The organism is Acidovorax sp. ACV02 (genome assembly GCF_014851475.1).
Classification (GTDB): domain Bacteria; phylum Pseudomonadota; class Gammaproteobacteria; order Burkholderiales; family Burkholderiaceae_C; genus Acidovorax; species Acidovorax delafieldii.
The window spans coordinates 360628-384821 of sequence record NZ_JACUZU010000007.1 but is presented as its reverse complement, the minus strand read 5'-3'; the positions used below and the strand labels follow the sequence as shown (position 1 = coordinate 384821).

The following is a 24194-nucleotide window of genomic DNA, read 5'->3' as shown; positions in this document are numbered from 1 at the left end:
CTCTCGTGGGGCTACTGTTTAGAACGTCCGGACCTTGGGGGGAACGCTGTCTACCGTCAGGGGCTTGAGGTTCACTGGCTTGTAGGTCAGGCTGTTGTCGGCGCTGTGCCAGAGGGTGTGCTTCATCCACTCGGCGTCGTTGCGGCCCAGCGGTGCCGTGGGGTGGTCGGCAGGCTGTTCGTAGTCGTACACCGTATGGGCGCCACGGCATTCCTTGCGGGCAGCGGCCGACACCATCGTGGCCTGGGCCACTTCGATCAGGTTGTCCACTTCCAGCGCTTCGATGCGTGCGGTGTTGAACACCTTGGACTTGTCCTGCAGGGTGATGCCGGCCACGCGGCTGCGCAGTTCGGCGATCTTCTTGACGCCTTCGTCCATGCTGACCTGGGTGCGGAACACGCCGGCGTGCTGCTGCATGGCCGAGCGGATGTCGCCTGCCAGGGCTTGCGAATAGATGCCGCCCGTGGATTGGTCGAGCTGGTTCAGGCGCTCCAGCGTGCGGTCGGCCGCATCGGCTGGCAGGGGCTTGTGCTCCTTGTTCTTGTTGTTGAACTCGACGATGTGGCGGCCAGCGGCCTTGCCGAACACCAGCAGGTCCAGCAGCGAGTTGGTGCCCAGGCGGTTGGCGCCGTGCACGCTCACGCAGGAGCATTCGCCGACGGCGTACAGGCCATTGACGACCTTGTTGCCGGTGCCGTCATGGGTGACGACCTGGCCGTTGATGTTGGTGGGCACGCCACCCATCTGATAGTGGATGGTGGGCACCACAGGGATCGGTTCCTTGGTGATGTCCACGTTGGCGAAGTTGACGCCGATTTCGTACACCGAGGGCAGGCGCTTGTGGATGGTGTCTGCGCCCAGGTGGTCGAGCTTGAGCAGCACGTAGTCCTTGTTGGGGCCGCAGCCGCGACCTTCCTTGATTTCCTGGTCCATCGAGCGGGACACGAAATCGCGCGGTGCCAGGTCCTTCAGTGTGGGCGCATAGCGCTCCATGAAGCGCTCGCCGTTGCTGTTGAGCAGGATGGCACCTTCGCCACGGCAGCCTTCGGTCAGCAGCACACCCGCGCCGGCCACGCCGGTGGGGTGGAACTGCCAGAACTCCATGTCCTGCAGCGGGATGCCCGCGCGTGCGGCCATGCCCAGGCCGTCACCGGTGTTGATGAAGGCGTTGGTCGATGCGGCGAAGATGCGGCCGGCACCACCGGTGGCCAGCAGCACGGTCTTGGCTTCCAGGATGTACAGGTCGCCGGTTTCCATCTCGATGGCGGTCACGCCCACCACGTCGCCGTCGGCGTCGCGGATCAGGTCCAGGGCCATCCACTCCACGAAGAAGTTCGTCTTGGCCTTCACGTTCTGCTGATACAGCGTGTGCAGCATGGCGTGGCCGGTGCGGTCAGCGGCAGCGCAGGCGCGTTGCACGGGCTTTTCACCGTAGTTGGCGGTGTGGCCGCCAAAGGGGCGCTGGTAGATCGTGCCGTCGGGGTTGCGGTCGAACGGCATGCCGAAGTGTTCCAGCTCATACACCACGTTGGGTGCTTCGCGGCACATGAACTCGATGGCATCCTGGTCGCCCAGCCAGTCAGAGCCCTTGATGGTGTCGTAGAAGTGGTAGTGCCAGTTGTCCTCGGACATATTACCCAGCGATGCGCTCACGCCGCCTTGTGCTGCCACGGTGTGGGAGCGGGTAGGGAACACCTTGGACAGCGAGGCCACGTTCAGGCCTGCGCGGGAGAGTTCAAGCGCGGCACGCATGCCGGAGCCGCCGGCCCCGACGATGACAACGTCGAACTTGCGCTTAGTGATATTGGCTTTTGTATAGCTCATTGTGTACCTTCAATCGCGGGAATCAGAGACGCCACAGAACCTGGATGCCCCAGCCAGCGCAGCTGACCAGCCAGACAATGCTGAACACTTGCAGTGCCAGGCGCAGGCCCACGGGCTTGATGTAGTCCATCAGGACTTCGCGCAGGCCAATCCAGGCATGCCAAGCCAGAGAAATGATCACGGAGAAGGTCAGCACCTTCATCCATTGGGCCGAGAAAATGCCCGCCCACTTGTCGTAGCCCATGGGGCCTTTGGAGAAGATGACCTGGGCCAGCACGGCCAGGGTGAACAGTGCCATCAGGACCGCCGTGACACGCTGGCTGAGCCAGTCGCGCAGGCCATAGTGGGCGCCGACGACGACGCGCTTGGAACCGTAATTGACGGACATGGAAATTTCCTCTCGTTCTTCAACAGGCGCTGGCTGGCAGCGACCGCCGTTTTTGTGGGTTGATCAGTACAGGCCGAAAAGCTTGGCGCCCAGCACCAGGGCCAGCCCAATGCTGATGACCAGAACGCTAAGGGCAGAGCTCTTGCCAAATTGCTTGTTCACGGCGCTGTGGCTCACGTCCATCCACAGGTGGCGCAGGCCGGCAGTGAAGTGGTGCAGATAGGCCCAGATCAGGGCCAGAGCGACCAGCTTGATGAACCAGCCGGGCACAAAACCGATGCCGATATTGAAGGCCGCCGAGAATTTGGCGAACGAGATTTCGGAAGACACCGAGGTGTCGAACATCCAGATGATGAAAGGCAGCAGCAGGAACATGATCAGTCCGCTGGCGCGGTGCAAGATCGAAACCCACGCGGCAGGTGTCATGCGGTAGGTCGTCAAGTCCTTGAAGGCATTGATGTTGCGGAATTCAGGCCGTTTTTTGGCTAGTTCTGTCATTTCTGGTGCTTTCGTGGATGTAACTGCTTTGTAATTTGAAGATGCAAAGAACGCAAAATTCTATTGCAACGCAACACAAGGGTTTAGCCGGGCTTGAAATTTTCGACGTTAATGCTCGGGTGCCAGCCTGCTGTCAGCTCAATTCATTACGGTAGTGGTGGGTATCGGTGCGATACAGCCCACGGCGTAACTCCATGGGAACATCGTTGTAGGTGTAGGCAATGCGCTCGACGCTCAGCAGCGGTGTCACGGGTGTGATTTGCAGCAGTTGGGCTTGTTCCTCGTCGGGCAGCACGGCGCGGATTTTTTCTTCAGCCCGCACCATGCGCACGCCAAAGTCGAGTTCGAACATGGCGTAGGTCGGTCCCTGGTAGTTGGCGAGCTGCTCGGCCGTGAGGCCTTTGAAGGCTTGTCCGGGCAGCCAGATGTCTTCCAAAATGGTGGGCACTCCTGCAAACGACAGGATGCGCCGGGCCTGCATGACGGCATCGCCGCTGCGCAGCGCCAGTGCGCGGGCCACATCGGCGTTGGCCCGCACGCGGCGGCAATCGATCACGCGGCGCTGCGCAGGGCCTTCCACGCGGGCGTCTCCGGTGTCGGGCAACAGCTTGAGAAATCGGTACTGCACATGCTGCTCGGCGTGGGTGGCGACAAAAGTACCTTTGCCCTGCCGGCGCATCACCAGGTTCTCTGCGGCCAGTTCGTCAATCGCCTTGCGTACGGTGCCCTGGCTGACGCGAAAACGTGCAGCCAGCTCCATTTCGCTCGGAATGGCCTCGCCAGGCTTCCATTCGCCCTGCTGCAGGCTTTGCAGGATCAGCCCCTTGATCTGTTGGTACAGCGGGCTGAACGCTGGCGTGGCGGCTCCCGCTGCGCTCTGGGGGGGCGCGGGGCTGTCTGCTGCGAACGGAAGCGATGACATGGTGTGGGATCTGTAAGTTGTGCGTGTGTTGTGGTGCGGCAGTGCGGTTGCCACATGACAATCGAACGACAAACGGGGTGCAATCATATCTTATATAAGACATAAGACAAATTGACCGGGGTGTCCAATCAGGGGTAAACTCCAATGCTGTTTTGCGGGGCACGGGCTACTGGTGACAGGCGCTGGTGCTTGCGTTGCACTCACACCTGTTTTCCTCACTTCCTGGAGTTTTCACCATGAGCAAGAAGCCCGTTCGCGTTGCTGTCACCGGCGCCGCCGGTCAAATCGGTTACGCACTGCTGTTCCGTATCGCCTCCGGCGAAATGCTGGGCAAGGACCAGCCGGTCATTCTGCAATTGCTCGAAGTCCCTGTCGAAGGCCCTCAAAAGGCGCTCAAGGGCGTGATGATGGAGCTGGACGACTGCGCCTTCCCGCTGCTCGTCGAAATGACCGCCCACAGCGATCCCATGACAGCCTTCAAGGATGCCGACTACGCACTGCTGGTCGGCTCGCGCCCACGTGGCCCTGGCATGGAGCGTGCCGAACTGCTGGCCGTCAACGGCGCCATCTTCACGGCACAAGGCAAGGCCCTGAATGCCGTGGCTTCGCGTGACGTGAAGGTGCTGGTGGTGGGCAACCCTGCCAACACCAATGCCTACATCGCCATGAAGTCGGCCCCTGACCTGCCACGCAAGAACTTCACGGCCATGCTGCGCCTGGACCACAACCGCGCTGCCAGCCAGATCGCCGCCAAGACCGCCAAGGCTGTGGCCGACATCGAAAAGCTGACCGTGTGGGGCAACCACTCGCCCACGATGTACGCTGACTACCGTTTTGCCACCATCAAGGGCGAGAGCGTGGCCAAGATGATCAACGACCAGGAGTGGAACGCCAACACATTCCTGCCCACCGTTGGCAAGCGCGGCGCCGCCATCATTGAAGCCCGTGGCCTGTCGTCGGCAGCGTCTGCAGCCAATGCAGCCATCGACCACATGCGCGACTGGGCCCTGGGCACCAACGGCAAGTGGGTCACCATGGGTGTTCCATCCAACGGCGAATACGGCATTCCCAAGGACACGATGTTTGGTTTCCCCGTGACCTGCGAAAACGGCGAGTACAAGATTGTTGAAGGTCTGGACATCGACGCGTTCTCGCAAGAGCGTATCAACATCACGCTGGCCGAACTGCAAGGCGAGCAAGACGGCGTCAAGCACCTGCTGTAATCAAGCTGGTAAACGACGCGATGCAGCCGACGCCTTTGGCATCGGGCCTTCGGGCCGTCCAAGCCTCTGTACCGGGGCCGGGCGTTGCGTCCGTCCATCCGCGCGATGTGTTGCTCGGCGCCCAGGCGCAGACTGGTTTTCTGCCAGTCTGCGACCACTACAGCGGCGTGGAAGTGCGCATGCGCAAAAGCCTGCAATTGCAGGCAGAGATGACGCAGGAATTTGGCACCTGCGTCTTTGATGTCACTCTCGATTGTGAAGATGGCGCGCCTGTCGGGCTGGAGTCCCAGCATGCGTCGCTGGTGGCACGCCTGGCAGCCGCTGCGGCTCCAGAGGCTCGGGTAGCGGCTCGTGTTCATGCGGTGGATCACCCCGCTTTTGCCAATGATGTCGCCACCATTGTGGGCGAGGCAGGACACAGGCTGTGCCATCTCATGGTGCCCAAGGTCGAGTCGGTGGATGATGTGCTGATGGCTGAACGTGCGTTGGAGCGCGCGTCGGCGGCTCATGTGCCTCTGCATGTGTTGATCGAGTCCCCCGCTGCCGTGCAGCGCGCGTTTGAAATCGCTTCCCATCCCCGCGTCCAGAGCCTGAGTTTTGGCCTCATGGATTTTGTGTCCGCCCATGGAGGCGCCATTCCCGCGCAGGCAATGACCTCTGCCGGGCAGTTCACGCACCCGCTGGTGGTGCGTGCCAAGCTCGAAATCGCCTCGGCGTGCCACGCGCATGGCAAGGTGCCTTCCCATTGCGTGGTGACTGAGTTTTCGGACATGGCAGCCCTGCAAGGTGCTGCCGGCCGCGCATCGCGCGAGCTGGGCTACACACGGATGTGGAGCATCCATCCGGCGCAGATCCGCACCATCCTGCAGGCCTTTGCGCCCCTGCAGGACGATATCGACACCGCAGCCCGGATCATTTCGGCGGCAGCCTTGGAGGACTGGGCACCCATCAGTGTGGATGGGGTATTGCATGACCGTGCCAGCTACCGCTTTTATTGGCAGATTCTGGAGCGCGCCCACAGCACTGGGCGCGCACTACCCTTGGCGGTGTGTCACTGGTTTGACGCATCGACTCTCGTTCCATCGTGAACACCCCTGGATATTTCCACGCAGGACTTCCCATGAAATTCGTCATTGCCTCCGCTCTCATGTTGCTGGCTCCGACCTTTGCCTTGGCACAAACAACAGCCCAGCCAGCGGCCAAGTCCGACACCAAGTCTGCAGCCAAACCCGCTGCCAAGCCAACCGCCAAGACGGCCGCCAAGCCAGCAGAGGGCAAGACTGCAGCCAAGGCTCCCGCCAAGAGCCATGCCACTGCCAAGGCCGAACCCACCAGCAGCCGTACCCAGCTCAAGAGCGCCACCAACCAGGTGGCGGCCGGCATCATCGCCGCTGAAGCAGCCCTGTCGCCTGCCGAACTGGCGATTGCGGAGCGCGTGCACGTGGGGCGCATGCCCTGCGAGCTCGGTGCTTTTGTCACTGTGACAGCCGATCCCGCCACCCCAGGCCACTTTCACGTGGAAGGCAAGGGTTTCAAGTACTACATGTCGCCGGTGGCCACGACCACGGGCACTGTACGCCTGGAGGACGCCAAGGGTGGTGCCGTGTGGCTGCAGATCGCCAACAAATCCATGCTGATGAACCAGCGTGCTGGTCAGCGTCTGGCTGACGAGTGCATGAGCCCTGAGCAGGTGGTTGTGGCAGAAGCCATCAAGAAGAACCCGCCAGTGAGCGTGCTGGACCCGCTGCCCGCCGCCAAATAAAAACCGCGCGCACCCATCAACGACTGGTGTGTGCCGAGCCGACCGCTACACGCTACGCCCCACTTTAGAACGCAACTGGAGAAAACAATGTTGAAAGCCTACCGAGACCATGCTGCCGAACGCGCCGCACTGGGTATCCCCCCTCTGCCCCTGGACGCCAAGCAGGTGGCTGAGCTGATCGAATTGATCAAGAACCCACCCGCCGGTGAAGAGGCCTTTTTGCTGGACTTGCTCACCCATCGCGTGCCGCCTGGCGTGGACGACGCTGCCAAGGTCAAGGCCAGCTTCCTGGCTGCCGTGGCGCACGGCGACATCACCGTGGGTCTGATCTCCAAGGCCAAGGCCACGGAACTGCTGGGCACCATGGTGGGTGGCTACAACGTGCACCCGCTGATCGAGTTGCTGGACGATGCCGAAGTGGCTGGTGTGGCCGCAGAGGGTCTGAAGAAGACGCTGCTGATGTTCGACTTCTTCAATGACGTCGCTGTGAAAGCCAAGGCAGGCAACGCCAAGGCGCAGGAAGTCATCAAGAGCTGGGCCGATGCCGAGTGGTTCACCACCCGTCCTGAGGTCGAGAAGAAGATTACCGTCACGGTGTTCAAAGTGCCCGGTGAGACCAACACCGACGACCTGTCGCCCGCACCGGATGCCTGGAGCCGCCCAGACATCCCGCTGCACTACCTGGCCATGCTGAAGAACACCCGCCCTGATGCGGCGTTCAAGCCCGAAGAAGACGGCAAGCGTGGTCCGATGCAGTTCATCGAAGACCTCAAGAAGAAGGGCAACCTCGTGGCCTACGTGGGCGACGTGGTGGGCACCGGTTCAAGCCGCAAGTCGGCCACCAACAGTGTGATCTGGGCCACGGGCCAGGACATCCCGTTTGTGCCGAACAAGCGTTTTGGTGGTGTCACGCTGGGCGGCAAGATCGCTCCCATCTTCTTCAACACGCAAGAAGATTCGGGCTCGCTGCCGATCGAAGTCGATGTATCCAAGCTCGAAATGGGCGACGTGGTCGACATCCTGCCCTACGACGGCAAGATTGTGAAGAACGGCGCCACCGTGGCCGAGTTCAAGCTCAAGAGCGATGTGCTGTTTGACGAAGTGCGTGCCGGTGGCCGTATCAACCTCATCATCGGTCGTTCGCTGACGGCCAAGGCCCGCGAGTTCCTGGGCCTGGCAGCATCCACGCTGTTCCGTCTGCCCCAGGCGCCTGCTGCGTCGAACGCTGGCTTCACGTTGGCCCAGAAGATGGTCGGACGTGCTGTCGGTCTGCCAGAAGGCCAGGGCGTGCGCCCCGGTACCTACTGCGAGCCCAAGATGACCACCGTGGGTTCGCAAGACACCACGGGCCCCATGACCCGCGACGAGCTGAAGGATCTGGCCTGCCTGGGCTTCTCGGCCGACCTGGTCATGCAGTCGTTCTGCCACACGGCTGCCTACCCCAAGCCCGTGGATGTGAAGACCCACCGCGAACTGCCCGCGTTCATCAGCAACCGCGGTGGTGTGGCCCTGCGCCCCGGCGACGGCGTGATCCACAGCTGGCTCAACCGCCTGCTGCTGCCTGACACCGTGGGTACGGGCGGCGACTCGCACACACGTTTCCCCATCGGTATTTCGTTCCCGGCAGGCTCTGGCCTGGTGGCTTTCGGCGCTGCGACGGGGGTGATGCCTCTGGACATGCCCGAGTCGGTGCTGGTGCGCTTCAAGGGCGAAATGCAGCCGGGCGTGACGCTGCGCGACCTGGTGCACGCGATTCCGCTGTACGCGATCAAGGCTGGTCTGCTGACGGTGGCCAAGGCGGGCAAGAAGAACATCTTCTCGGGCCGCATTCTGGAAATCGAAGGCCTGCCCAACCTGAAGGTCGAGCAAGCGTTTGAACTGTCGGACGCTTCGGCGGAGCGCTCCGCAGCCGGTTGCACCATCAAGCTCAACCCTGAGCCGGTCAAGGAATACCTCACCAGCAACGTGGTGCTGATGAAGAACATGATCGCTGACGGCTATGCCGATGCCCGCACGCTGCAGCGCCGCATCGAGAAGGTGGAAGCCTGGCTGGCCAACCCCAACCTGCTCGAAGCCGACAAGGATGCCGAATACGCAGCCGTCATCGAGATCGATCTGGCCGACATCAAGGAACCCATCCTGTGCTGCCCCAACGACCCCGACGACGCCAAGACCCTGTCGGAAGTGGCTGGCACCAAGATCGATGAAGCCTTCATTGGTTCTTGCATGACCAACATCGGCCACTTCCGTGCAGCTGCCAAGCTGCTGGGCGGCAGCCGTGACATCCCCGTCAAGCTGTGGGTGGCACCGCCCACCAAGATGGACGAGAGCGAGCTGATCAAGGAAGGCCATTACGCCAACTTTGGTGCTGCCGGTGCTCGTACCGAAATGCCCGGCTGCTCGCTGTGCATGGGTAACCAGGCCCAGGTGCGCGAAGGCGCTACCGTGGTGTCCACCTCCACCCGCAACTTCCCCAACCGCCTGGGCAAGAACACCAACGTGTTCCTGGCCTCTGCCGAGCTGGCCGCCATTGCGTCCAAGCTGGGCAAGATCCCGACGGTGACCGAGTACCACGAAGCCATGGGCATCGTGAACAAGGATGGTGCTTCGATCTACAAGTACCTGAACTTCGACCAGATCGAAGAGTACGCGGACGTGGCCAAGGGCGTGGCCGCCTGATCGCATCCTCGCGACGATGCTCCCGCGCAAAGCGGCCCCTCGGGGCCGCTTTTTTTTGGTGCGCCCCACGGTCCGTGGTGTTGCACTTCGATCGGTTCGTGTGTGCCTTGAGGAGAACGGGGAGGAGGCCACGGCACTTCTCGCGGAACGTTCATTCTGTGTTGCACTCAGAGTCCGCAGAACCATTCCAACACGGCACTACGATGTTCAAGTCCTTCTTTTTCGCCCGCCGCTGGTGGGCCTGGTCCATCTTGGGTTCTCTCGTCATTCTTCTGGCCACGGCTTACCGTGTGCAGCTGGACGTGCAGATCAACGACTGGTTCGGCAGCTTTTACGATCTTATACAGGAGGCTCTGGGTAAGCCTGGCAGCATCACCGCAGAGGAGTTCTGGGGACAGCTTGCAACCTTCGCGCGCATTGCCATGATCTATGTGACGACGGCGGTGCTGGCGGATTTTTTCAGCAAACACTACATCTTTCGTTGGCGGCAGGCGATGAATGAGCATTACATGGCGGCCTGGCCACGCCTGCGGCACATCGAAGGTGCGGCACAGCGTGTGCAGGAGGACACCATGCGTTTCGCCCGCACCATGGAAGATCTGGGCCTGAGTTTCATGCGCAGCCTCATGACGCTCGGGGCCTTTCTGCCGGTGCTCTGGACGTTGTCCGACAAAGTCACTGCGCTGCCCTTGATCGGCGCCGTTCCGCATTCCCTGGTCTGGGTCGCACTGGCCTGGTCACTGGGGGGCACGCTGCTGCTGGCCTGCGTGGGGGTGAAGCTACCGGGGCTGGAGTTTCACAACCAGCGGGTGGAGGCGGCGTACCGCAAGGAGCTGGTGTTGGGCGAGGACGACCCGAACCGGGCTTCTCCGCCGACGGCGGCTGAGCTGTTCGCGGGCGTGCGCCGCAATTACTTCCGGCTGTTTTTCCACTACCTGTACTTCGATGTGGTGAAGTGGTCCTACCTGCAGGTGAGTGTGCTGGTGCCTCTGGTGGCGTTGGGCCCCACGCTGATCGCGGGGGTGATCACCCTGGGGGTGATGCAGCAGATTGCCCGGGCCTTTGACAAGGTGCTGGAGTCGTTCCAGTTTCTGGTGCTGAACTGGAGCACGGTGGTGGAACAGATATCGATCTACAAGCGTTTGCGCGCTTTCGAGCAGCAGATGCTGAAGGCGGTGCCTGAGGCTGCCTGAGTGCTGTTTGGGAGCCAAGGGAGCGCGTGACCGGCCGTGCAGATTGCGCCCCGCGAGATGGATCGGCACCGAAACAGGGGAGGGCGGGTCCAAAGCCGTTGGGGCTAACGCACCTGTTTCTTTTCGAGCTTGCGTGTGAGGGTGCGGCGGTGCATACCCAGGCGCCGCGCGGCCTCTGACAGGTTGAAGCCTGTTTCAGCCAGCACCTCGTTGATGCGTTCCCATTCCAGCGTCTTGATGGAACTGGAACGGTTGGTCAGTTCCACCTCGGCATTGCCTTCCTTGAGTCCAAACGCAGCTTCAATGTCGTCGGTGTTGGAGGGCTTGGCGAGATAGTGGCACGCGCCCAGTTTCACGGCTTCCACGGCGGTGGCAATGCTGGCAAAACCCGTGAGCACCACGATCAGCATCTCGTCGTCAGCGGCGTGCAGTGTCTGCACGCAGGCCAGGCCTGAGGCCTCTCCCTTGAGCTTGAGGTCCACCACCGCATACCCGGGCTGGTGCTGCTCCAGCAACACCTCTACGTCGGCCAGGCTCGCTGCCTGCAACACGCTGTAGCCGCGCCGTTCAAACGAGCGGGCCAGCGTGCGCGCAAAGGCTTCGTCGTCCTCGACGATCAGCAGCTGTCGTTGCGCTTCTTCAGTGTCCACGGTGGGTTCTTTCGTTCATTCATACCTTCGGGGGAAGCGCAATCGAGGCCAGGGGCAATTCGATGGTCACCTGTGCGCCCCCTTCGGGACGGTTGCGCGCCTCCACGCTGCCGCCCAGGGTTCGGGCCACGTTCAGCACCAGATACAGGCCCAGACCACCGCCGGGGCGGTTTTTGGAGGACTGGTAGGGAGTACCCAGCTTGGACAGCATGTCGGGCGCAAAGCCGGGGCCGGCATCGGTCACAGTCATGCACAGGGCGTCGGCATTGCGCGTGACCGCCAGCCGCACCCAGCCTGGCGAGGCGTCGCGTGCATTGTCCAGCACATTGAAAACCATTTGCTTGAGGGTGGTGTCCGACACCATGGGCGTGTCGGTGCCGAAGTCGTTGTCGTAGTCAAACTGGGGGATCGTGCGGGTGCTGCGCCACTCCTGTGCCAGCGCATCGACAAACTTGCGCACAGTGGTCTGCACCGACGCCTCGCCGCGCGTTTCACCCGCCGAGAGCAGGATGCCGCTCACGATGCTTTTGCAACGTTGCACCTGGGTCTGCATCTCGGCAATGTCTTCCTTGAGCGCGGCGTTGCTGGCCAGCCGCTTGTCGTGTTGCCAGTCGCCCAGGATCACCGCAAGGGTGGACAGCGGGGTGCCCAGTTCGTGCGCAGCGCCGGACGCCAACAGGCCCATGCGCACGATGTGCTCTTCTTCCACGCGGCGCCGGCGTGCGGCCGCCAGGCGGGCATCGCGCTCGCGCAGGTTGCGGTTGATGCGGGTGATGAACACCATCACCAGCGTGGCGTTGAGCACAAAACACACCAGCAGCCCAAGCACATACAGGCTCGACAGGCCCTGGTGCAGATCCTGGGGCAGGGCCAGTGGCAGGTGGTGGTCTGCCAGCGCCGCAAAGCACAGGACGGTGATGATCACGATGGACCAGATGTAGGCACCGCGCAGCAGCACGGCGCCGAGCGTGATCTGCAACAGGTACAAAAACACGAAGGGGTTGCTGGTGCCACCGCTCAGGTACAGCTGCACCGTGAGCACCGCCACGTCGATCAGCAGCGCCAGAAACAGCTCCACATTGCGTACCGCGCGGCCCGTGCGCAGGCGCAGCAGGCTCACCACGTTGAAGACCGCCAGGCAGCCGACCACGAGCAGCATCTCCTGCAGCGGCAGCTTCAAGCCCAGGCTGTAGTGCGCCATCTCGATGGTGAATACCTGGCCCACCACTGCAATCCAGCGCAGCTCGATCAGTTGCTGGAGGTTCTTGATCCCGGCGGCGGCGTCGGCGGAGCGTGCATTGCGCGGCGCAGTGGCCAGCGCAGGGTCAGGGCGTTGTGGGAGGGTGTTCATCGTTGGTCGGGAGGCGGCTGGTGGCCCGTGCGCCCAGGCGGCGCTCATAGCGTGCCACATACCAGCCGGCAACGACAACCATGAGCGCAAGACCATACCAGGTCAGGGCGTACACCAGGTGGCTGTTGTGGAACCGGATGACGGTCAGGCCAGCGCGGGGCCAGCCGGAGGCGGCTGAAGACGCCGCTGCGTTACCCGGAAGTCCGGCGTCCACAAAAAATGGAGCCGCCTGGGTCAGACCCAGCGCGCTGCTGATGGCCGCCACGTCGCGCGAGTACCAGCGCTGTTGCGCCGGGTCGTTGGTGCGCAGAAAGCCGCCGCCCGGCTCTGGCATGCGCAACAGCCCCTGGACGGTGGCCGTGCCATCGGCGGGTGGCTGGGCCTCCAGCCATTGGGCGCGTTGCTCCTGGGGCACAAAGCCCCGGTTCACCAGCACCTGGGTACCGTCATCCCGTTGCAGGGCAGTCATTACCCAGAACCCCGCGCCCAGCTCGGTGACCGCCTGCGTCAGCACCGTTTTGCCGGGCAGCCAGTGGCCCTGAAAGACCACCGGCAGGTACTCATGCTGTGCGGCACGGATGTCAGACCATTGCTCCACAGGGGGCAAGGCGGCTGGTGCGGCGTGCACCCGTCGGTCTACTCTTTCGATGAGATCCAGCTTCCAGGCACGGCGCTGGACCTGCCAGGTGCCCAGCGACACAAAGCCCAGGAACAGGGCCATGCCCAGCACCAGCAGGACTGCGCGGCGCAAGCCTCGGCGCGGCAGTGCCATGGTGGTGGGGGCTGCAGGCATCAGGGCGTGGAGTGTCCAGGCGCCTCGTGCGTGGGCGGCGTGGGCGTGGGGTGCTCGGGCATCATGTTGGCATTCATGTGGAACATCACCCACAAGGTCCCCGCGATGGCGATGGCCACGAACACCACGGTGAAGATGGTGGACAGCAGCGTCCAGCCGCCTTCGATCTTGCCGTTCATGTGCAGGAAGAACACCATGTGCACCAGGATCTGGATCACGGCGAAGCCGCCCAGCACCAGCACGGCCGTGTTGCGGTCCGCAATCACCTTGGCCATCACCAGCCAGAAGGGAATGGCCGTGAGGATGACGGACAGCACAAACCCCGTCACATAGCCCGAAAAGGTGCTGTGGGGGCCTGCGTCGTGGTGGTGATCGTCATGCCCATGCGCATCGTGCGCGTGTGTTGCGTGTTGTGCGCTCATTTACAGCACCCCCATCAGGTACACAAAGGTGAAAACGCCGATCCAGACCACGTCCAAGAAGTGCCAGAACATGGACAGGCACATCAGGCGGCGGTTGTTCTCGGGGATCAGGCCATGCTTGCCAATCTGGACCATCAGCACCACCAGCCAGATCAGGCCGAAGGTGACGTGCAGGCCGTGGGTGCCCACCAGCGTGAAGAACGCCGACAGGAAGGCACTGCGCTGCGGGCCTGCGCCCTCGTGCAGCAGGTGTGAGAACTCATACAGCTCCAGGCCCAGGAAGCACAGGCCAAACACGCCCGTGACCGCCAGCCACAGCAGCGTGCCCTTCACGTCGCCCAGCTGCTTGCGCAGCATGGCAAAACCGAAGGTGATGGACGACAGCAGCAGGAAGGCGGTGTTGATGGCCACCAGGGTCAGGTCGAAAAGCTGCGCGCCGGTGGGGCCTGCGGCATAGCTGCGGCCCAGCACGCCGTAAGTGGCGAACAGTGCTGCAAAGATGAGACAGTCGCTCATCAGGTACAGCCAGAAACCCAGGGCCGTGCCGTTTTCAGGATGGGGCTCGTGCGCGAGGTGGTACTCGCGCGGGGCCAGGGCGCCTGCTGCGGCGCCAGCGTGGATGCGGATATCAGACATGGCGGGCCAGATGGAGTGTGCGGGCTTCTTCGGTGGAGATCACTTCGGATGCCGGGATGTAGAAGTCACGCTTGTAGTTGAACGTGTGGATGATGGCGGCCAGAACGACGGCCGCAAACGAGACGCCCGCCAGCAGCCACATGTGCCAGATCAGTGCAAAGCCGAACACCAGCGACAGCCCCGAGATCACCACGCCAGCGCCGGTGTTGGCAGGCATGTGGATGGGCTGGAAGCCCGCCAGAGGACGCTTGTATCCGTGCTTCTTCATGTCCCACCACGCGTCGATCTCGTGCACCACGGGGGTGAAGGCGAAGTTGTAGTTGGGTGGAGGCGAAGAGGTGGCCCATTCCAGCGTGCGGCCGTCCCAGGGGTCGCCCGTCCAGTCGCGCAGTTGTTCGCGCTTGAGGAAGCTGACCACCAGCTGGATCAGGAAGCAGCCAATGCCGGCGGCAATCATGGCCGCGCCGATGGCAGCGATGACGAACCAGATCTGCAGCGACTGGTCTTCGAAGTGGTTGGCACGGCGGGTGACACCCATCAGGCCCAGCACATACAGCGGCGTGAACGCCACCCAGAAGCCCACCAGCCACAGCCAGAAGGAGCGCACGCCCCAGGTGCGGTCCAGCTTGTAGCCAAACGCCTTGGGGTACCAGTAGTTGATGCCGGCAAACATGGCAAACACCACGCCGCCGATGATCACGTTGTGGAAGTGGGCGATCAGGAACAGGCTGTTGTGCAGCACGAAGTCGGCAGGGGGCACGGCCAGCAGCACGCCGGTCATGCCGCCGATGGCGAACGTGACCATGAATGCCACGGTCCACATCATGGGCAGCTCGAAGCGGATGCGGCCCTTGTACATGGTGAACAGCCAGTTGAAGATCTTCGCGCCCGTGGGGATCGAGATGATCATCGTCGTGATACCGAAGAAGGTGTTCACGCTGGCACCCGAACCCATGGTGAAGAAGTGGTGCAGCCACACCAGGTACGACAGGATGGTGATACACACCGTGGCATACACCATGGACGTGTAGCCGAACAGGCGCTTTTTGCTGAACGTGGCGACCACTTCGGAGAACACACCGAACGCGGGCAGCACCAGGATGTACACCTCAGGGTGGCCCCAGATCCAGATCAGGTTCACGTAGAGCATGGGGTTGCCACCCAGCTCGTTGGTGAAGAAGTTGGTGCCGACATAGCGGTCCAGTGACATCAGCACCAGCGCGGCCGTGAGCACTGGGAACGACGCAACGATCAGTGCGTTGGTGCACAGGGCGGTCCAGGTGAACACGGGCATCTTCATCAGGCTCATGCCCGGCGCGCGCATCTTGATGATGGTCACGATCAGGTTGATGCCCGAGAGCGTCGTGCCCACCCCCGCGATCTGCAGCGCCCAGATGTAGTAGTCCAGGCCGGTGCTGGGGCTCTGCGCCCCCAGGTTGGACAGTGCCAGCCAGCCGGAGGTGGAGAACTCGCCCAGGAACAGCGACACCATCACCAGCACGGCGCCGGCCGTGGTCATCCAGAAGCTGAAGTTGTTCAGGAACGGGAACGACACGTCGCGCGCGCCGATCTGCAGCGGCACCAGGTAGTTCATCAGGCCGGTGACCAGCGGCATCGCCACGAAGAAGATCATGATCACGCCGTGGGCGGTGAAGATCTGGTCGTAGTGGTGCGGAGGCAGGTAACCCATGTTGTCGCCAAAGGCCATGGCCTGCTGCAGGCGCATCATCACGGCGTCGGCAAAGCCGCGCAGCAGCATCACCAGGCCCAGGATCATGTACATGATGCCGATGCGTTTGTGGTCAATGCTGCAGATCCAGTCGCGCCACAGGGGTCCCCACAGGCGGAACTTGGTGATGCCGGCCAGAACGACCAGGCCGCCCAACACCACGGCAATGAAGGTGGCCAGCACGATGGGCTCATGCGCCATCGGTACGGCGTCCCAGCTCAGGCGGCCCAGCGCCCAGTGGGATGGAGAAAGGGTTTCGGAGGACATAGTAGTGCTCATTGACGGATGCTGGCGCCAGTCGTTGGTGCCGGTGCGTTGCGGGTTTCGAGTGCGGCCACCACCTGGGCGGCGTTTTGCACAGTGCAGACGTCCTGGGGCAGGTTCAGCCCTGCAGCGCGCATGTAAGCGTCGCCACCCAGGGCATCGATGGCCATCATGTGGTGCATGCACATCTTTCCGTCTTCGACGCAGCGGTTGAGCACCTTGTCATACAGGCCTTCTTCCACCGAGGCAAAGCGCTGCACCGGATCACGTTCGCTGGGCTTGACCAGGTTCAGGTAGGTGCCCTTGTCCAGGGGCTTGCCTTCGGTCTTGGCTTTTTGCACCCACTGGGCAAAGTCCTCGTTGCTCAGGCCATGGAACTTGAACGTCATGCCCGAGAAACCCGCGCCGCTGTAGTGCGACGACATGCCCTTGAACACGCCAGGCTTGTTGATCACCGCGTTCAGCTCGGTCTGCATGCCGGGCATGGCGTAGATCATGCCGGCAAGGTCTGGCACGTAGAACGCGTTCATGGTGGACGTGGCCGTCAGCTTGAACAGGATCGGGCGGTCCACCGGGGCCGCCACTTCATTCACGGTGGCGATGCCTTGCTCGGGGTAGAAGAACAGCCACTTCCAGTCCATGGCCACTACCTGCACTTCAAGCGGCTTCACATCGGCGGGGACGGCGCGCTGCGCGTCGATGCGGTCCAGGGGACGGTAGGGGTCGAGCTTGTGGGTGCCGATCCAGGTGATGGCGCCCAGCGCAATGATGATCAGCAGCGGCACGGTCCAGATCACCAGCTCCAGCGTGGTGGAGTGGTGCCATTCCGGGTCGTACTCGGCCTCGGTGTTGCCCTGGCGGTATTTCCAGGCAAACAGCAGGGTGAGCGCGATCACGGGCACGATGATGATCAGCATCAGCAGCGTGGCGGTGATGACCATCTGGCCCTGCTGGGCAGCGACGTCACCGGCAGGGTTGAGCACGACAGCCTTGCTGCAGCCTGCCAGGCTACCCAGCGCTGTCAGGGCGAGCAGCCAGGTGGGCCCACGAAGTTGGGGAAGTTTGAGCATGTGTAGAGCGCGATCAATGCGTTTCAGGGTAAACGCGGATAACGGGATGTGTGCGAATGTACTAGCGCTAGCTTTTTTGTCGATTGGACATTTTGTCCAAGGTCAAACGCACGGGCAGTATTTGCACCAAGTTGGTGCAATTAGAGCGTTGAAGGACATTTCCTGCAGCTGGCATAGTGAAACCGCACTTGTCGCCCACAGAAGTTGCGTGTAGAACGGAATGGTCTGAGTTAGCTACACAACGTCAAGGAGCCATGTTCATGAGCAGCCCCGCCACTGCCACTTACCCCGCGGCCGGTTTTCACGAAAGCGCCGCCTCTCTCTCGCGGGCTGATACGCATGAAGACGTCACCCCCAGCGAAATCGCTGTGGGCGTGATCATCGGACGCTCGTCCGAGTATTTCGACTTCTTCGTTTTCGGGATCGCCTGCGTTCTTGTCTTCCCGTCCTTCCTGTTTCCCTTCCTGTCGCGCCTGGACGGCACGCTGATGGCCTTTGCGCTGCTGGCCGTTGCCTTCGTGGTCCGCCCGGTGGGTACCGCCATCTCCATGGCCATCCAGCGGCGCTGGGGGCGGGGCACCAAGCTGACCATTGCGCTGTTCGTGCTGGGCGTCTGCACGGTGGGCATGGCCTTTTTGCCGGGCTACAAGGATGTGGGCACTACAGCCATCGTGGCGTTGCTGATCCTGCGTGTGGGCCAGGGCTTGGCGCTGGGTGGTTCGTGGGACGGCTTGCCGTCGCTGCTGGCCATGTCGGCCCCCAAGGAGCGCCGGGGCTGGTACGCCATGATCGGCCAGCTGGGCGCGCCTCTGGGCTTTGTGCTGGCTGCGGGCCTGTTTGCCTACCTGTACAGCAGCCTCACGGTGCAAGAGTTTCTGGCCTGGGGCTGGCGTTATCCGTTTTTTGTGGCCTTTGCCGTGAACGTGGTGGCCCTGTTTGCCCGCCTGCGTCTGGTGGTGGGGCAGTCGTACTCCGAACTGCTCAAGGACCGCGAGTTGCAGCCCGTGCCTGTGAGCCGCGTCATGCGTGATGAAGGCAGCAACGTGTTGCTGGGCGCCTTTGCGGCGCTGGCCAGCTTTGCACTGTTCCACCTGGTCACGGTTTTCCCGCTGTCATGGATCACGCTGTACTCCGACCAGCCTGTCACCCAGATCCTGGGCGTGCAGATCGTCGGCGCGTTCCTCGCGGCGGGCGCCATCATGGTGTCGGGCTGGCTGTCGGACCACCTGGGCCGCCGCAAGCTGCTGGGCGGCATGGCCGTGCTGATTGGCGTGTTCAGCTTTATGGCGCCGGTGTTGCTCAACACCGGCGAGGTGGGTAGCACCATGTTCCTGTTGCTGGGCTTTGTGTTGCTGGGCCTGTCGTACGGCCAGGCATCGGGCACGGTCACGGCCAACTTCTCGCCGCAGTATCGCTACACCGGCGCCGCCCTGTCGGCCGACCTGGCCTGGATCATTGGTGCAGCCTTCGCACCGCTGGTGGCCCTGTATCTGTCATCGCAGTTCGGTCTGCTGGCAGTGACGGTGTATCTGCTGTCGGGTGTGGCCTGCACGCTGGGCGCGCTGAACCTGAACCGCCGCATGGAGCGGCGTGACCGCTGATGCATGCCGGCGAATTGCTATCGAATGTATAGCTTGTAGCGCATATTCCACTAGCGCTACCAGCATAAAAGGCTCAAAAAGCGCCCGGTTCTGCCGGGCGCTTTGCTTTGGGGGGCTTGCAATCCACGGCTCAGTCCATCGTACCGGGGCACACTGCCACAAGGGCTCAGACGCAGGCGGTCAGCGTTGCTGCGGCGTGGGCTCCAGCAGCGCCTCAGCAACGAGGCGAGGGACCACGGCAGAAGTGCAAGCCCCGTGAGGGCGGGGCTCGGGGCCCGCTCAGTCCTGGGGCCTGAAGCCGATGGTGAGGGAGGGCGGCACGCGCCCGTCCACATCGCGCGGCAGTGTCTCGGTCTTGTCCAGGGCCCGCAGCACCGCGTCGTCCCAGGCCTTGTTGCCGCTGGACTGCACCAGCCGCTTGCCCACAATGGTGCCGTCGGGTGACAGCCGCACTTCCACCTCGGCGCGCGGGTTGCCCGAGATGGCGTCTGGATACACGATGTTGGGCTTGACCTTGGCCGCGACCTTGCCTCCGTAGCTGCCCGAGGGGCTGCGACTCTCCTTGTCTTTGCCCGTGGCGTTCTCGCCCCCTGTGGCTCCTGCCATGCCCTGAATGCGGCGCAGGTTGGCTTCGCGCTGTTCGGCCAGTTGCTTGGCCTCGGTTTCTGCCTTGCGCTTGGCGGCCTCGTCGGCCTTGCGTTTGTCTTCCGCCAGCTTCTTCTGCTTGTCCTGCTCGGCCTTTTTCTGTTCGGCCAGCTGCTTTTCGCGCTGTTCCTTTTCTTTGTCGCGTTCTTTTTGCAGGCGCTCTTTTTTCTCCTGCTCCAGGCGGTCGCGGCGTTCTTCTTCCTTGCGCTCACGCTCGCGCTTTTCACGCAGCTGCTGTTGCTCGCGGGCTTTCTTTTCCTGCTCCAGGCGCTTTTTCTCGCGCTCGATGGCGATGTCCGCCTCGCGCGTATCGGGCGGCTCGGCCGCACGCACTGGGGGGGCAGGGGGCGGGGGAGGGGTGACCTGCTGCACAGGCGGTGGTGGCGGGGGCGGTGGGGGCTCCACGGCGCGGGGCGCAGCCTGGGTGGGCACGGCGGCCCACAACTCAGCTTCTACGGCGGGCTGGTCGGCCGTGTTCTTCCAGTTCACACCCCAGGTCAACGCGCCGATCAGCACTGCATGCACCAGCACCGCCAGCGTGATGGCGCGCAGGCGCGCCGGTGGACGGGGCGGGGCAAACTGGTCGCGGTCGGTGTGGGCGTGCATGGGCGTCTGAGCGGTGCCGGGCGGGTTCGGTTCAACCGCCTTGCTTGACCGACAGGCCTACGCGTTGCACGCCTGCCTTTTGCAGGGCGTCCATCGCCTTCACCACGGTTTCGTACTGCACGCCCTTGTCGGCGCTGATGACCACGGCGCTCTCGGGCCCCTGGCCCTTTTGCCAGCGGCTGGCGGCATCGCCAATCTCCCGCTGGTTCAGGCTGCGCGTGGCTTCGGGGGTCTTGAACTGCAGTGTGCCGTCCTTGTTGACGATGACCTGGGCCACTACCTTGGGCATGTTCTTGCTCTTGCCCACGCTGGGCACATCGACCACGCCGGGTGTGAGCATGGGCGCCGTCACCATGAAGATGATGAGCAGCACCAGCATGACGTCAATGAACGGGACCATGTTGATCTCGTTGATGGTGCGGCGGCCTCGGCCGCGGGATGCCATGGCGGGCATGGGGCGCCTCCCGGATCAGTGGCCCGAGGCCGTGTGGCCTGTGGACGCGGGCTGGGCGCCCAGGTTGCGCTGCAGGATGTTGGAGAACTCTTCGATGAAGGTCTCCTGGTGCGTGGCCACGCGGTCAATGTCGCGCGCAAAGCGGTTGTAGGCGATCACGGCGGGGATGGCCGAGAACAGGCCGATGGCGGTGGCGACCAGCGCCTCGGCGATGCCAGGGGCCACGGTAGCGAGCGTGACCTGTTCCATGCCTGCAAAGCCGGTGAAGGCGTGCATGATGCCCCACACGGTGCCGAACAGGCCCACATACGGCGATACGGAGCCGACCGATGCCAGGAAGGAAAGGCTCGACTCGACCACATCCATCTCACGCTGGAAGCTGGCACGCATCGCGCGGCGCGCGCCGTCCAGCAAGGTGCCTGGGTCGGTGATGCGGCGCTCGCGCAGTTTCTGGTACTCACGCATGCCGCTGGCAAAAATGCGTTCCATGGGGCCGGCCTGCTTGGCGTTCTGGGCGGCCGCTGCGTACAGGTCGTTCAGGCTGGTGCCCGACCAGAACTCGCGCTCGAAATCCTCGTTCAGTGTCTTCACGCGCTTCAAGGCAAACAGCTTGCGGAAGATGGCGGCCCAACTGGCCACCGACACGCCCAGCAGCAGCAGCATCACGAGTTGCACCACCCAGCTGGCGTGCAGCACCAGGGAGATGATGGACATGTTTTGGGTATTCATGGTGTGAGTTGTTCCAGGAGGGTGCTTGGAATTCTGGCGGGGCGCAGGGTGGCGGCATCCACCCATCCGATGCGGATGGTGCCTTCGGTCAGCAAGGTCGGGGGCTGGTCGGTCATCTGCTCTGGTTTCAGGAGCGCCTGCTGCACTATTGTCAACGATGCGCGGCCACTGCCTTGCAAGGCGGCGGTAACAATCAGTTCATCGTCCAGCCGCGCAGGGCGGTGGTAGCGCAGCTGCGCGTCGGTTACGACAAACATGCCGCCGGTTTGTTCCCGCAACTGCTGTTGGCCCACACCCAACGAGCGCAGCCACTCGGTGCGCGCGCGCTCAAAGAACTTGAGGTAGTTGGCGTAGAACACGATGCCACCGGCATCGGTGTCCTCCCAGTAAATCCGGATCGGAAATTCAAACGCCATCGTGGGGTCGCTCGCCTTGGTCATCCGAGCAGCTTGCGCAGCCGCTCCACGGACTCCTGCAATTGCGCCATGGAGTTGGCGGTCGAGAAGCGGATGAAGCGCTCGGGCTCGGCCGTTCCAAAGTCGCGCCCCGGTGTCACGGCGATGTGCGCGCGGCGCATCAGCTCAAACGCAAAGTCCCAGCTGCCGCTCACGCCCAGATGCTGCGCGGCCTGCGTGCAGTCGGCCCAGGCATAGAAGGCGCCATCAGGCATCACGGGCACATTCAGACCCAGCGACTGCAGCGCGGGGATGAAGAAGTCGCGCCGCGCCTTGAACTCGGCACGGCGGCGTTCGTATTCGGCAATGCTCTCTGCCTCGAAGCAGGCCAGCGCTGCATGCTGCGACACGGTGCTGGCGCAGATGAACAGGTTCTGCGCCAGGCGCTCGACCACAGGCACCATGGCCTCGGGCACCACCATCCAGCCCAGGCGCCAGCCGGTCATGTTGAAGTATTTGCTGAAGCTGTTGATGCTGATGATGTTGTCGTCGATGGCGAGCGCGGTGTGGCCAAACTCTTCCTCGTACGACAGGCCCAGGTAGATCTCGTCGATCATCGTGATGCCGTCGTGCGACCGCACCACGTCATGGATGCGGCGCAGCTCGTCGGGCGCTATCGAGGTGCCCGTGGGGTTGGACGGCGAGGCCAGCAGCACGCCACGCGTTTTTTCATTCCATGCCGCACGCACCTTGTCGGCGCTCAGCTGGTAGCGCTCCGCCGCCGTGGTGGGCAGCAGCACGGCCTTGCCTTCTGCTGCGCTCACAAAGTGGCGGTTGCAGGGGTAGCTCGGGTCGGGCATCAAAATTTCGTCGCCCGACTCGATGAGCGCCAGGCACGCCAGCTGCAGCGCGGCCGATGCACCGGCAGTGACCACGATGCGGCGCGCAGGCACGTTGACGCCAAAGCGGCTCCGGTACCAGCCGCTGATGCGCTCGCGCAGCGCATCCAGCCCCAGCGCGTTGGTGTACTGCGTGGCGCCGTTGTGCACGGCGCGGGCAGCGGCTTCCTGCACCAGGGGCGGGGCGGTGAAGTCGGGCTCGCCGATGTTCAAGAAGATCATCGGCTCGCGCGTGCTGGCCACCTCGCGGGCCAGGGCCTGCGCGGCCTTGGCGACCTCCATCACATAGAACGGTTCAATGCGCTCGGCGCGCGTGGAAAACTTCATGGAATGGCATCCTGCCCCGACCGGGCCCCTTGTGGACGTGGTGGCGTGAGGGCGTAGAAAGAAAAGAAACAAAGCCGCCCCGGTTCAACGGGCAGGGCGGCAGCGGGGCGGTGGCAGGGTCAGGCAGCGCCCGCGCCTGCGGCCTTGTCGGCCGCCACTTCCACGGTGCGCAGTTGGGGGGCCAGGCCGTTGAGCACGGCGTTCACGTACTTGTGGCCGTCCGTGCCGCCAAATTCCTTGGCGAGTTCGATGCATTCGTTGAGCACCACGCGCCAGGGCACATCCAGGCAGTTCTGGAACTCGTACACGCCGATCCACATGGTGGCGTGTTCGATGGGCGAGATCTCGGCCATCTTGCGGTCCAGCAACGGGGTGATCAATGCGTCCATGCTGGCGGCATGCTCGATGCAGCCATGCAGCAGCGCGTCGTAGTGCGCCGAGTCAGCCTTGTGGAAGCCCGCCAGGTCGCGCGTGAACGCATCGATGGCAGTAGCGTCGTTGCCGCCCACCAGGTGCTGATACAGCGCCTGCAGCGCGAATTCGCGTGCACGGCTGCGGTTGGACTTGGAGGCGGCCTTGCGGGTGCCCGTGCTTTTGAGGCCGGTGCGGGTTTGCTTGGGCGGACGTGCCGACGATGGCGTAGGGGTGTTTTCGCTCATGACAGTTCGTCCAGCAGGTTGGCCATTTCCACCGCCACGCGGGCTGCGTCCACGCCCTTGTCGGTCTGGCGGGCGATGGCCTGTTCCATGTTCTCGGTGGTGATGATGGCGTTGGCAATCGGGATCTGGTAGTCCAGCGACAGGCGCGTGACGCCCGCGCCGGATTCGTTGGCTACCAGCTCGAAGTGGTAGGTCTCGCCGCGGATGATGCAGCCCAGCGCGATCAGCGCGTCGTACTCGTCGCTCTCGGCCATGGCCTGCAGGGCCACGGGCACTTCGAGCGCGCCGGGCACCAGCACATGCTTGATGTGCTTTTCCTGCACGCCGAGGGCCAGCAGCTCTGCGCGGCAGGCAGCAGCCAGGGTGTTGGTGATGCTCTCGTTGAAACGGGCCTGCACGATGCCGATGTGCAGCTTCTTGCCGTCCAGTTTGTCTGCGGTGCCTTTGTCTGCGCCAAACATAGTGATCCTGTTCC

24 protein-coding genes are annotated in these 24194 nt (G+C 63.1%); 6 read left to right on the top strand and 18 right to left on the bottom strand.

Annotated elements, in window-relative coordinates; all coding sequences use genetic code 11:
• Positions 1–18: 18 nt before the first annotated feature.
• The 4 genes from sdhA to IB236_RS18780 all read right to left on the bottom strand — a co-directional run bounded on the left by sdhA (position 19) and on the right by IB236_RS18780 (position 3632).
• Complete coding sequence (sdhA, locus tag IB236_RS18795) at positions 19–1824, bottom strand: succinate dehydrogenase flavoprotein subunit (protein ID WP_121942397.1); 1806 nt, start codon at positions 1822–1824, stop codon at positions 19–21.
• Between the two features lie 22 nt (positions 1825–1846).
• Positions 1847–2212: a succinate dehydrogenase, hydrophobic membrane anchor protein gene (gene sdhD / locus IB236_RS18790; protein WP_192421771.1), complete on the bottom strand. Its 366-nt coding sequence runs from the start codon at positions 2210–2212 to the stop codon at positions 1847–1849.
• Between the two features lie 63 nt (positions 2213–2275).
• Positions 2276–2710: a succinate dehydrogenase, cytochrome b556 subunit gene (sdhC, locus tag IB236_RS18785; RefSeq protein ID WP_192421770.1), complete on the bottom strand. Its 435-nt coding sequence runs from the start codon at positions 2708–2710 to the stop codon at positions 2276–2278.
• Positions 2711–2843: 133 nt separating this feature from the next.
• A complete protein-coding gene (locus IB236_RS18780; RefSeq protein WP_056064891.1) occupies positions 2844–3632 on the bottom strand; it encodes a GntR family transcriptional regulator in 789 nt (262 codons plus the stop codon).
• Positions 3633–3868: 236 nt separating this feature from the next.
• Here IB236_RS18780 and IB236_RS18775 point away from each other — a divergent pair, with 236 nt between their 5' ends.
• From IB236_RS18775 to sbmA, 5 genes are all read left to right on the top strand, one after another.
• Positions 3869–4855 carry a malate dehydrogenase gene (locus tag IB236_RS18775; protein ID WP_192421769.1) on the top strand — a complete coding sequence of 329 codons (987 nt, stop codon included), beginning with the start codon at positions 3869–3871 and terminating at the stop codon, positions 4853–4855.
• 20 nt (positions 4856–4875) lie between these two features.
• Positions 4876–5943, top strand: coding sequence for a CoA ester lyase (locus IB236_RS18770; RefSeq protein ID WP_192421768.1), 1068 nt, complete (start codon positions 4876–4878; stop codon positions 5941–5943).
• Positions 5944–5975: 32 nt separating this feature from the next.
• Positions 5976–6617 carry a hypothetical protein gene (locus tag IB236_RS18765; RefSeq protein WP_192421767.1) on the top strand — a complete coding sequence of 214 codons (642 nt, stop codon included), beginning with the start codon at positions 5976–5978 and terminating at the stop codon, positions 6615–6617.
• Positions 6618–6704: 87 nt separating this feature from the next.
• Positions 6705–9296 carry a bifunctional aconitate hydratase 2/2-methylisocitrate dehydratase gene (gene acnB / locus IB236_RS18760; protein ID WP_192421766.1) on the top strand — a complete coding sequence of 864 codons (2592 nt, stop codon included), beginning with the start codon at positions 6705–6707 and terminating at the stop codon, positions 9294–9296.
• A 203-nt stretch (positions 9297–9499) separates the two neighbouring features.
• Complete coding sequence (gene sbmA / locus IB236_RS18755) at positions 9500–10489, top strand: peptide antibiotic transporter SbmA (RefSeq protein WP_121942402.1); 990 nt, start codon at positions 9500–9502, stop codon at positions 10487–10489.
• 104 nt (positions 10490–10593) lie between these two features.
• On the opposite strand, the gene IB236_RS18750 is transcribed toward sbmA, so the two are convergent.
• Genes IB236_RS18750 through cyoA form a run of 7 tightly spaced genes read right to left on the bottom strand, consistent with a single transcriptional unit; the run spans position 10594 to position 17404 of the window.
• Complete coding sequence (locus IB236_RS18750; RefSeq protein ID WP_056064872.1) at positions 10594–11139, bottom strand: response regulator transcription factor; 546 nt, start codon at positions 11137–11139, stop codon at positions 10594–10596.
• A 19-nt stretch (positions 11140–11158) separates the two neighbouring features.
• Positions 11159–12490: an ATP-binding protein gene (locus IB236_RS18745; protein ID WP_056747020.1), complete on the bottom strand. Its 1332-nt coding sequence runs from the start codon at positions 12488–12490 to the stop codon at positions 11159–11161.
• The gene (locus IB236_RS18740) at positions 12465–13283 is read right to left on the bottom strand and encodes an SURF1 family protein (RefSeq protein WP_192421765.1); all 819 of its coding nucleotides are present in this window, start codon (positions 13281–13283) and stop codon (positions 12465–12467) included. Before IB236_RS18740 ends, IB236_RS18745 begins: the two co-directional genes overlap by 26 nt.
• Positions 13283–13705: a cytochrome o ubiquinol oxidase subunit IV gene (cyoD, locus tag IB236_RS18735; RefSeq protein ID WP_116747561.1), complete on the bottom strand. Its 423-nt coding sequence runs from the start codon at positions 13703–13705 to the stop codon at positions 13283–13285. The genes IB236_RS18740 and cyoD overlap by 1 nt, the downstream gene beginning before the upstream one ends.
• On the bottom strand, positions 13706–14341 hold the full coding sequence (gene cyoC / locus IB236_RS18730) for a cytochrome o ubiquinol oxidase subunit III (RefSeq protein WP_015015041.1): 636 nt from the start codon (positions 14339–14341) through the stop codon (positions 13706–13708).
• Complete coding sequence (gene cyoB / locus IB236_RS18725; RefSeq protein ID WP_192421764.1) at positions 14334–16337, bottom strand: cytochrome o ubiquinol oxidase subunit I; 2004 nt, start codon at positions 16335–16337, stop codon at positions 14334–14336. The genes cyoC and cyoB overlap by 8 nt, the downstream gene beginning before the upstream one ends.
• 8 nt (positions 16338–16345) lie before the next feature.
• Positions 16346–17404: a ubiquinol oxidase subunit II gene (gene cyoA / locus IB236_RS18720; protein WP_116747559.1), complete on the bottom strand. Its 1059-nt coding sequence runs from the start codon at positions 17402–17404 to the stop codon at positions 16346–16348.
• A 260-nt stretch (positions 17405–17664) separates the two neighbouring features.
• On the opposite strand from cyoA, the gene IB236_RS18715 reads away from it, so the two are divergent.
• Positions 17665–19005: an MFS transporter gene (locus tag IB236_RS18715; RefSeq protein ID WP_056065185.1), complete on the top strand. Its 1341-nt coding sequence runs from the start codon at positions 17665–17667 to the stop codon at positions 19003–19005.
• 279 nt (positions 19006–19284) lie between these two features.
• Here IB236_RS18715 and tolA read toward each other — a convergent pair whose 3' ends face one another.
• The 7 genes from tolA to ribH all read right to left on the bottom strand — a co-directional run bounded on the left by tolA (position 19285) and on the right by ribH (position 24180).
• Positions 19285–20256 (bottom strand): cell envelope integrity protein TolA, encoded by a 972-nt coding sequence (gene tolA, locus IB236_RS18710; RefSeq protein WP_056747025.1) that lies wholly within the window; start codon positions 20254–20256, stop codon positions 19285–19287.
• A gap of 31 nt (positions 20257–20287) precedes the next feature.
• Entirely contained in the window at positions 20288–20710 is a 423-nt protein-coding gene (locus IB236_RS18705; protein WP_056064849.1) for an ExbD/TolR family protein, read from the bottom strand.
• Between the two features lie 15 nt (positions 20711–20725).
• Complete coding sequence (tolQ, locus tag IB236_RS18700) at positions 20726–21439, bottom strand: protein TolQ (protein WP_192421763.1); 714 nt, start codon at positions 21437–21439, stop codon at positions 20726–20728.
• Positions 21436–21855 carry a tol-pal system-associated acyl-CoA thioesterase gene (ybgC, locus tag IB236_RS18695; protein WP_192421812.1) on the bottom strand — a complete coding sequence of 140 codons (420 nt, stop codon included), beginning with the start codon at positions 21853–21855 and terminating at the stop codon, positions 21436–21438. The genes tolQ and ybgC overlap by 4 nt, the downstream gene beginning before the upstream one ends.
• 20 nt (positions 21856–21875) lie before the next feature.
• Complete coding sequence (locus IB236_RS18690) at positions 21876–23060, bottom strand: pyridoxal phosphate-dependent aminotransferase (RefSeq protein ID WP_192421762.1); 1185 nt, start codon at positions 23058–23060, stop codon at positions 21876–21878.
• 119 nt (positions 23061–23179) lie between these two features.
• Positions 23180–23719 carry a transcription antitermination factor NusB gene (gene nusB / locus IB236_RS18685; RefSeq protein WP_192421761.1) on the bottom strand — a complete coding sequence of 180 codons (540 nt, stop codon included), beginning with the start codon at positions 23717–23719 and terminating at the stop codon, positions 23180–23182.
• Positions 23716–24180 carry a 6,7-dimethyl-8-ribityllumazine synthase gene (gene ribH, locus IB236_RS18680; protein ID WP_056064840.1) on the bottom strand — a complete coding sequence of 155 codons (465 nt, stop codon included), beginning with the start codon at positions 24178–24180 and terminating at the stop codon, positions 23716–23718. Before ribH ends, nusB begins: the two co-directional genes overlap by 4 nt.
• Positions 24181–24194 lie beyond the last annotated feature (14 nt).

Excerpts from the sequence above, each read along its gene's own strand:
- sdhA (WP_121942397.1), bottom strand. The coding sequence starts at position 1,824 with ATGAGCTATACAAAAGCCAATATCACTAAGCGCAAGTTCGACGTTGTC.
- sdhD (WP_192421771.1), bottom strand. The coding sequence starts at position 2,212 with ATGTCCGTCAATTACGGTTCCAAGCGCGTCGTCGTCGGCGCCCACTAT.
- sdhC (WP_192421770.1), bottom strand. The coding sequence starts at position 2,710 with ATGACAGAACTAGCCAAAAAACGGCCTGAATTCCGCAACATCAATGCC.
- IB236_RS18780 (WP_056064891.1), bottom strand. The coding sequence starts at position 3,632 with ATGTCATCGCTTCCGTTCGCAGCAGACAGCCCCGCGCCCCCCCAGAGC.
- IB236_RS18775 (WP_192421769.1), top strand. The coding sequence starts at position 3,869 with ATGAGCAAGAAGCCCGTTCGCGTTGCTGTCACCGGCGCCGCCGGTCAA.
- IB236_RS18770 (WP_192421768.1), top strand. The coding sequence starts at position 4,876 with ATGCAGCCGACGCCTTTGGCATCGGGCCTTCGGGCCGTCCAAGCCTCT.
- IB236_RS18765 (WP_192421767.1), top strand. The coding sequence starts at position 5,976 with ATGAAATTCGTCATTGCCTCCGCTCTCATGTTGCTGGCTCCGACCTTT.
- acnB (WP_192421766.1), top strand. The coding sequence starts at position 6,705 with ATGTTGAAAGCCTACCGAGACCATGCTGCCGAACGCGCCGCACTGGGT.
- sbmA (WP_121942402.1), top strand. The coding sequence starts at position 9,500 with ATGTTCAAGTCCTTCTTTTTCGCCCGCCGCTGGTGGGCCTGGTCCATC.
- IB236_RS18745 (WP_056747020.1), bottom strand. The coding sequence starts at position 12,490 with ATGAACACCCTCCCACAACGCCCTGACCCTGCGCTGGCCACTGCGCCG.
- IB236_RS18740 (WP_192421765.1), bottom strand. The coding sequence starts at position 13,283 with ATGCCTGCAGCCCCCACCACCATGGCACTGCCGCGCCGAGGCTTGCGC.
- cyoD (WP_116747561.1), bottom strand. The coding sequence starts at position 13,705 with ATGAGCGCACAACACGCAACACACGCGCACGATGCGCATGGGCATGAC.
- cyoC (WP_015015041.1), bottom strand. The coding sequence starts at position 14,341 with ATGTCTGATATCCGCATCCACGCTGGCGCCGCAGCAGGCGCCCTGGCC.
- cyoB (WP_192421764.1), bottom strand. The coding sequence starts at position 16,337 with ATGTCCTCCGAAACCCTTTCTCCATCCCACTGGGCGCTGGGCCGCCTG.
- cyoA (WP_116747559.1), bottom strand. The coding sequence starts at position 17,404 with ATGCTCAAACTTCCCCAACTTCGTGGGCCCACCTGGCTGCTCGCCCTG.
- IB236_RS18715 (WP_056065185.1), top strand. The coding sequence starts at position 17,665 with ATGAGCAGCCCCGCCACTGCCACTTACCCCGCGGCCGGTTTTCACGAA.
- tolA (WP_056747025.1), bottom strand. The coding sequence starts at position 20,256 with ATGCACGCCCACACCGACCGCGACCAGTTTGCCCCGCCCCGTCCACCG.
- IB236_RS18705 (WP_056064849.1), bottom strand. The coding sequence starts at position 20,710 with ATGCCCGCCATGGCATCCCGCGGCCGAGGCCGCCGCACCATCAACGAG.
- tolQ (WP_192421763.1), bottom strand. The coding sequence starts at position 21,439 with ATGAATACCCAAAACATGTCCATCATCTCCCTGGTGCTGCACGCCAGC.
- ybgC (WP_192421812.1), bottom strand. The coding sequence starts at position 21,855 with ATGGCGTTTGAATTTCCGATCCGGATTTACTGGGAGGACACCGATGCC.
- IB236_RS18690 (WP_192421762.1), bottom strand. The coding sequence starts at position 23,060 with ATGAAGTTTTCCACGCGCGCCGAGCGCATTGAACCGTTCTATGTGATG.
- nusB (WP_192421761.1), bottom strand. The coding sequence starts at position 23,719 with ATGAGCGAAAACACCCCTACGCCATCGTCGGCACGTCCGCCCAAGCAA.
- ribH (WP_056064840.1), bottom strand. The coding sequence starts at position 24,180 with ATGTTTGGCGCAGACAAAGGCACCGCAGACAAACTGGACGGCAAGAAG.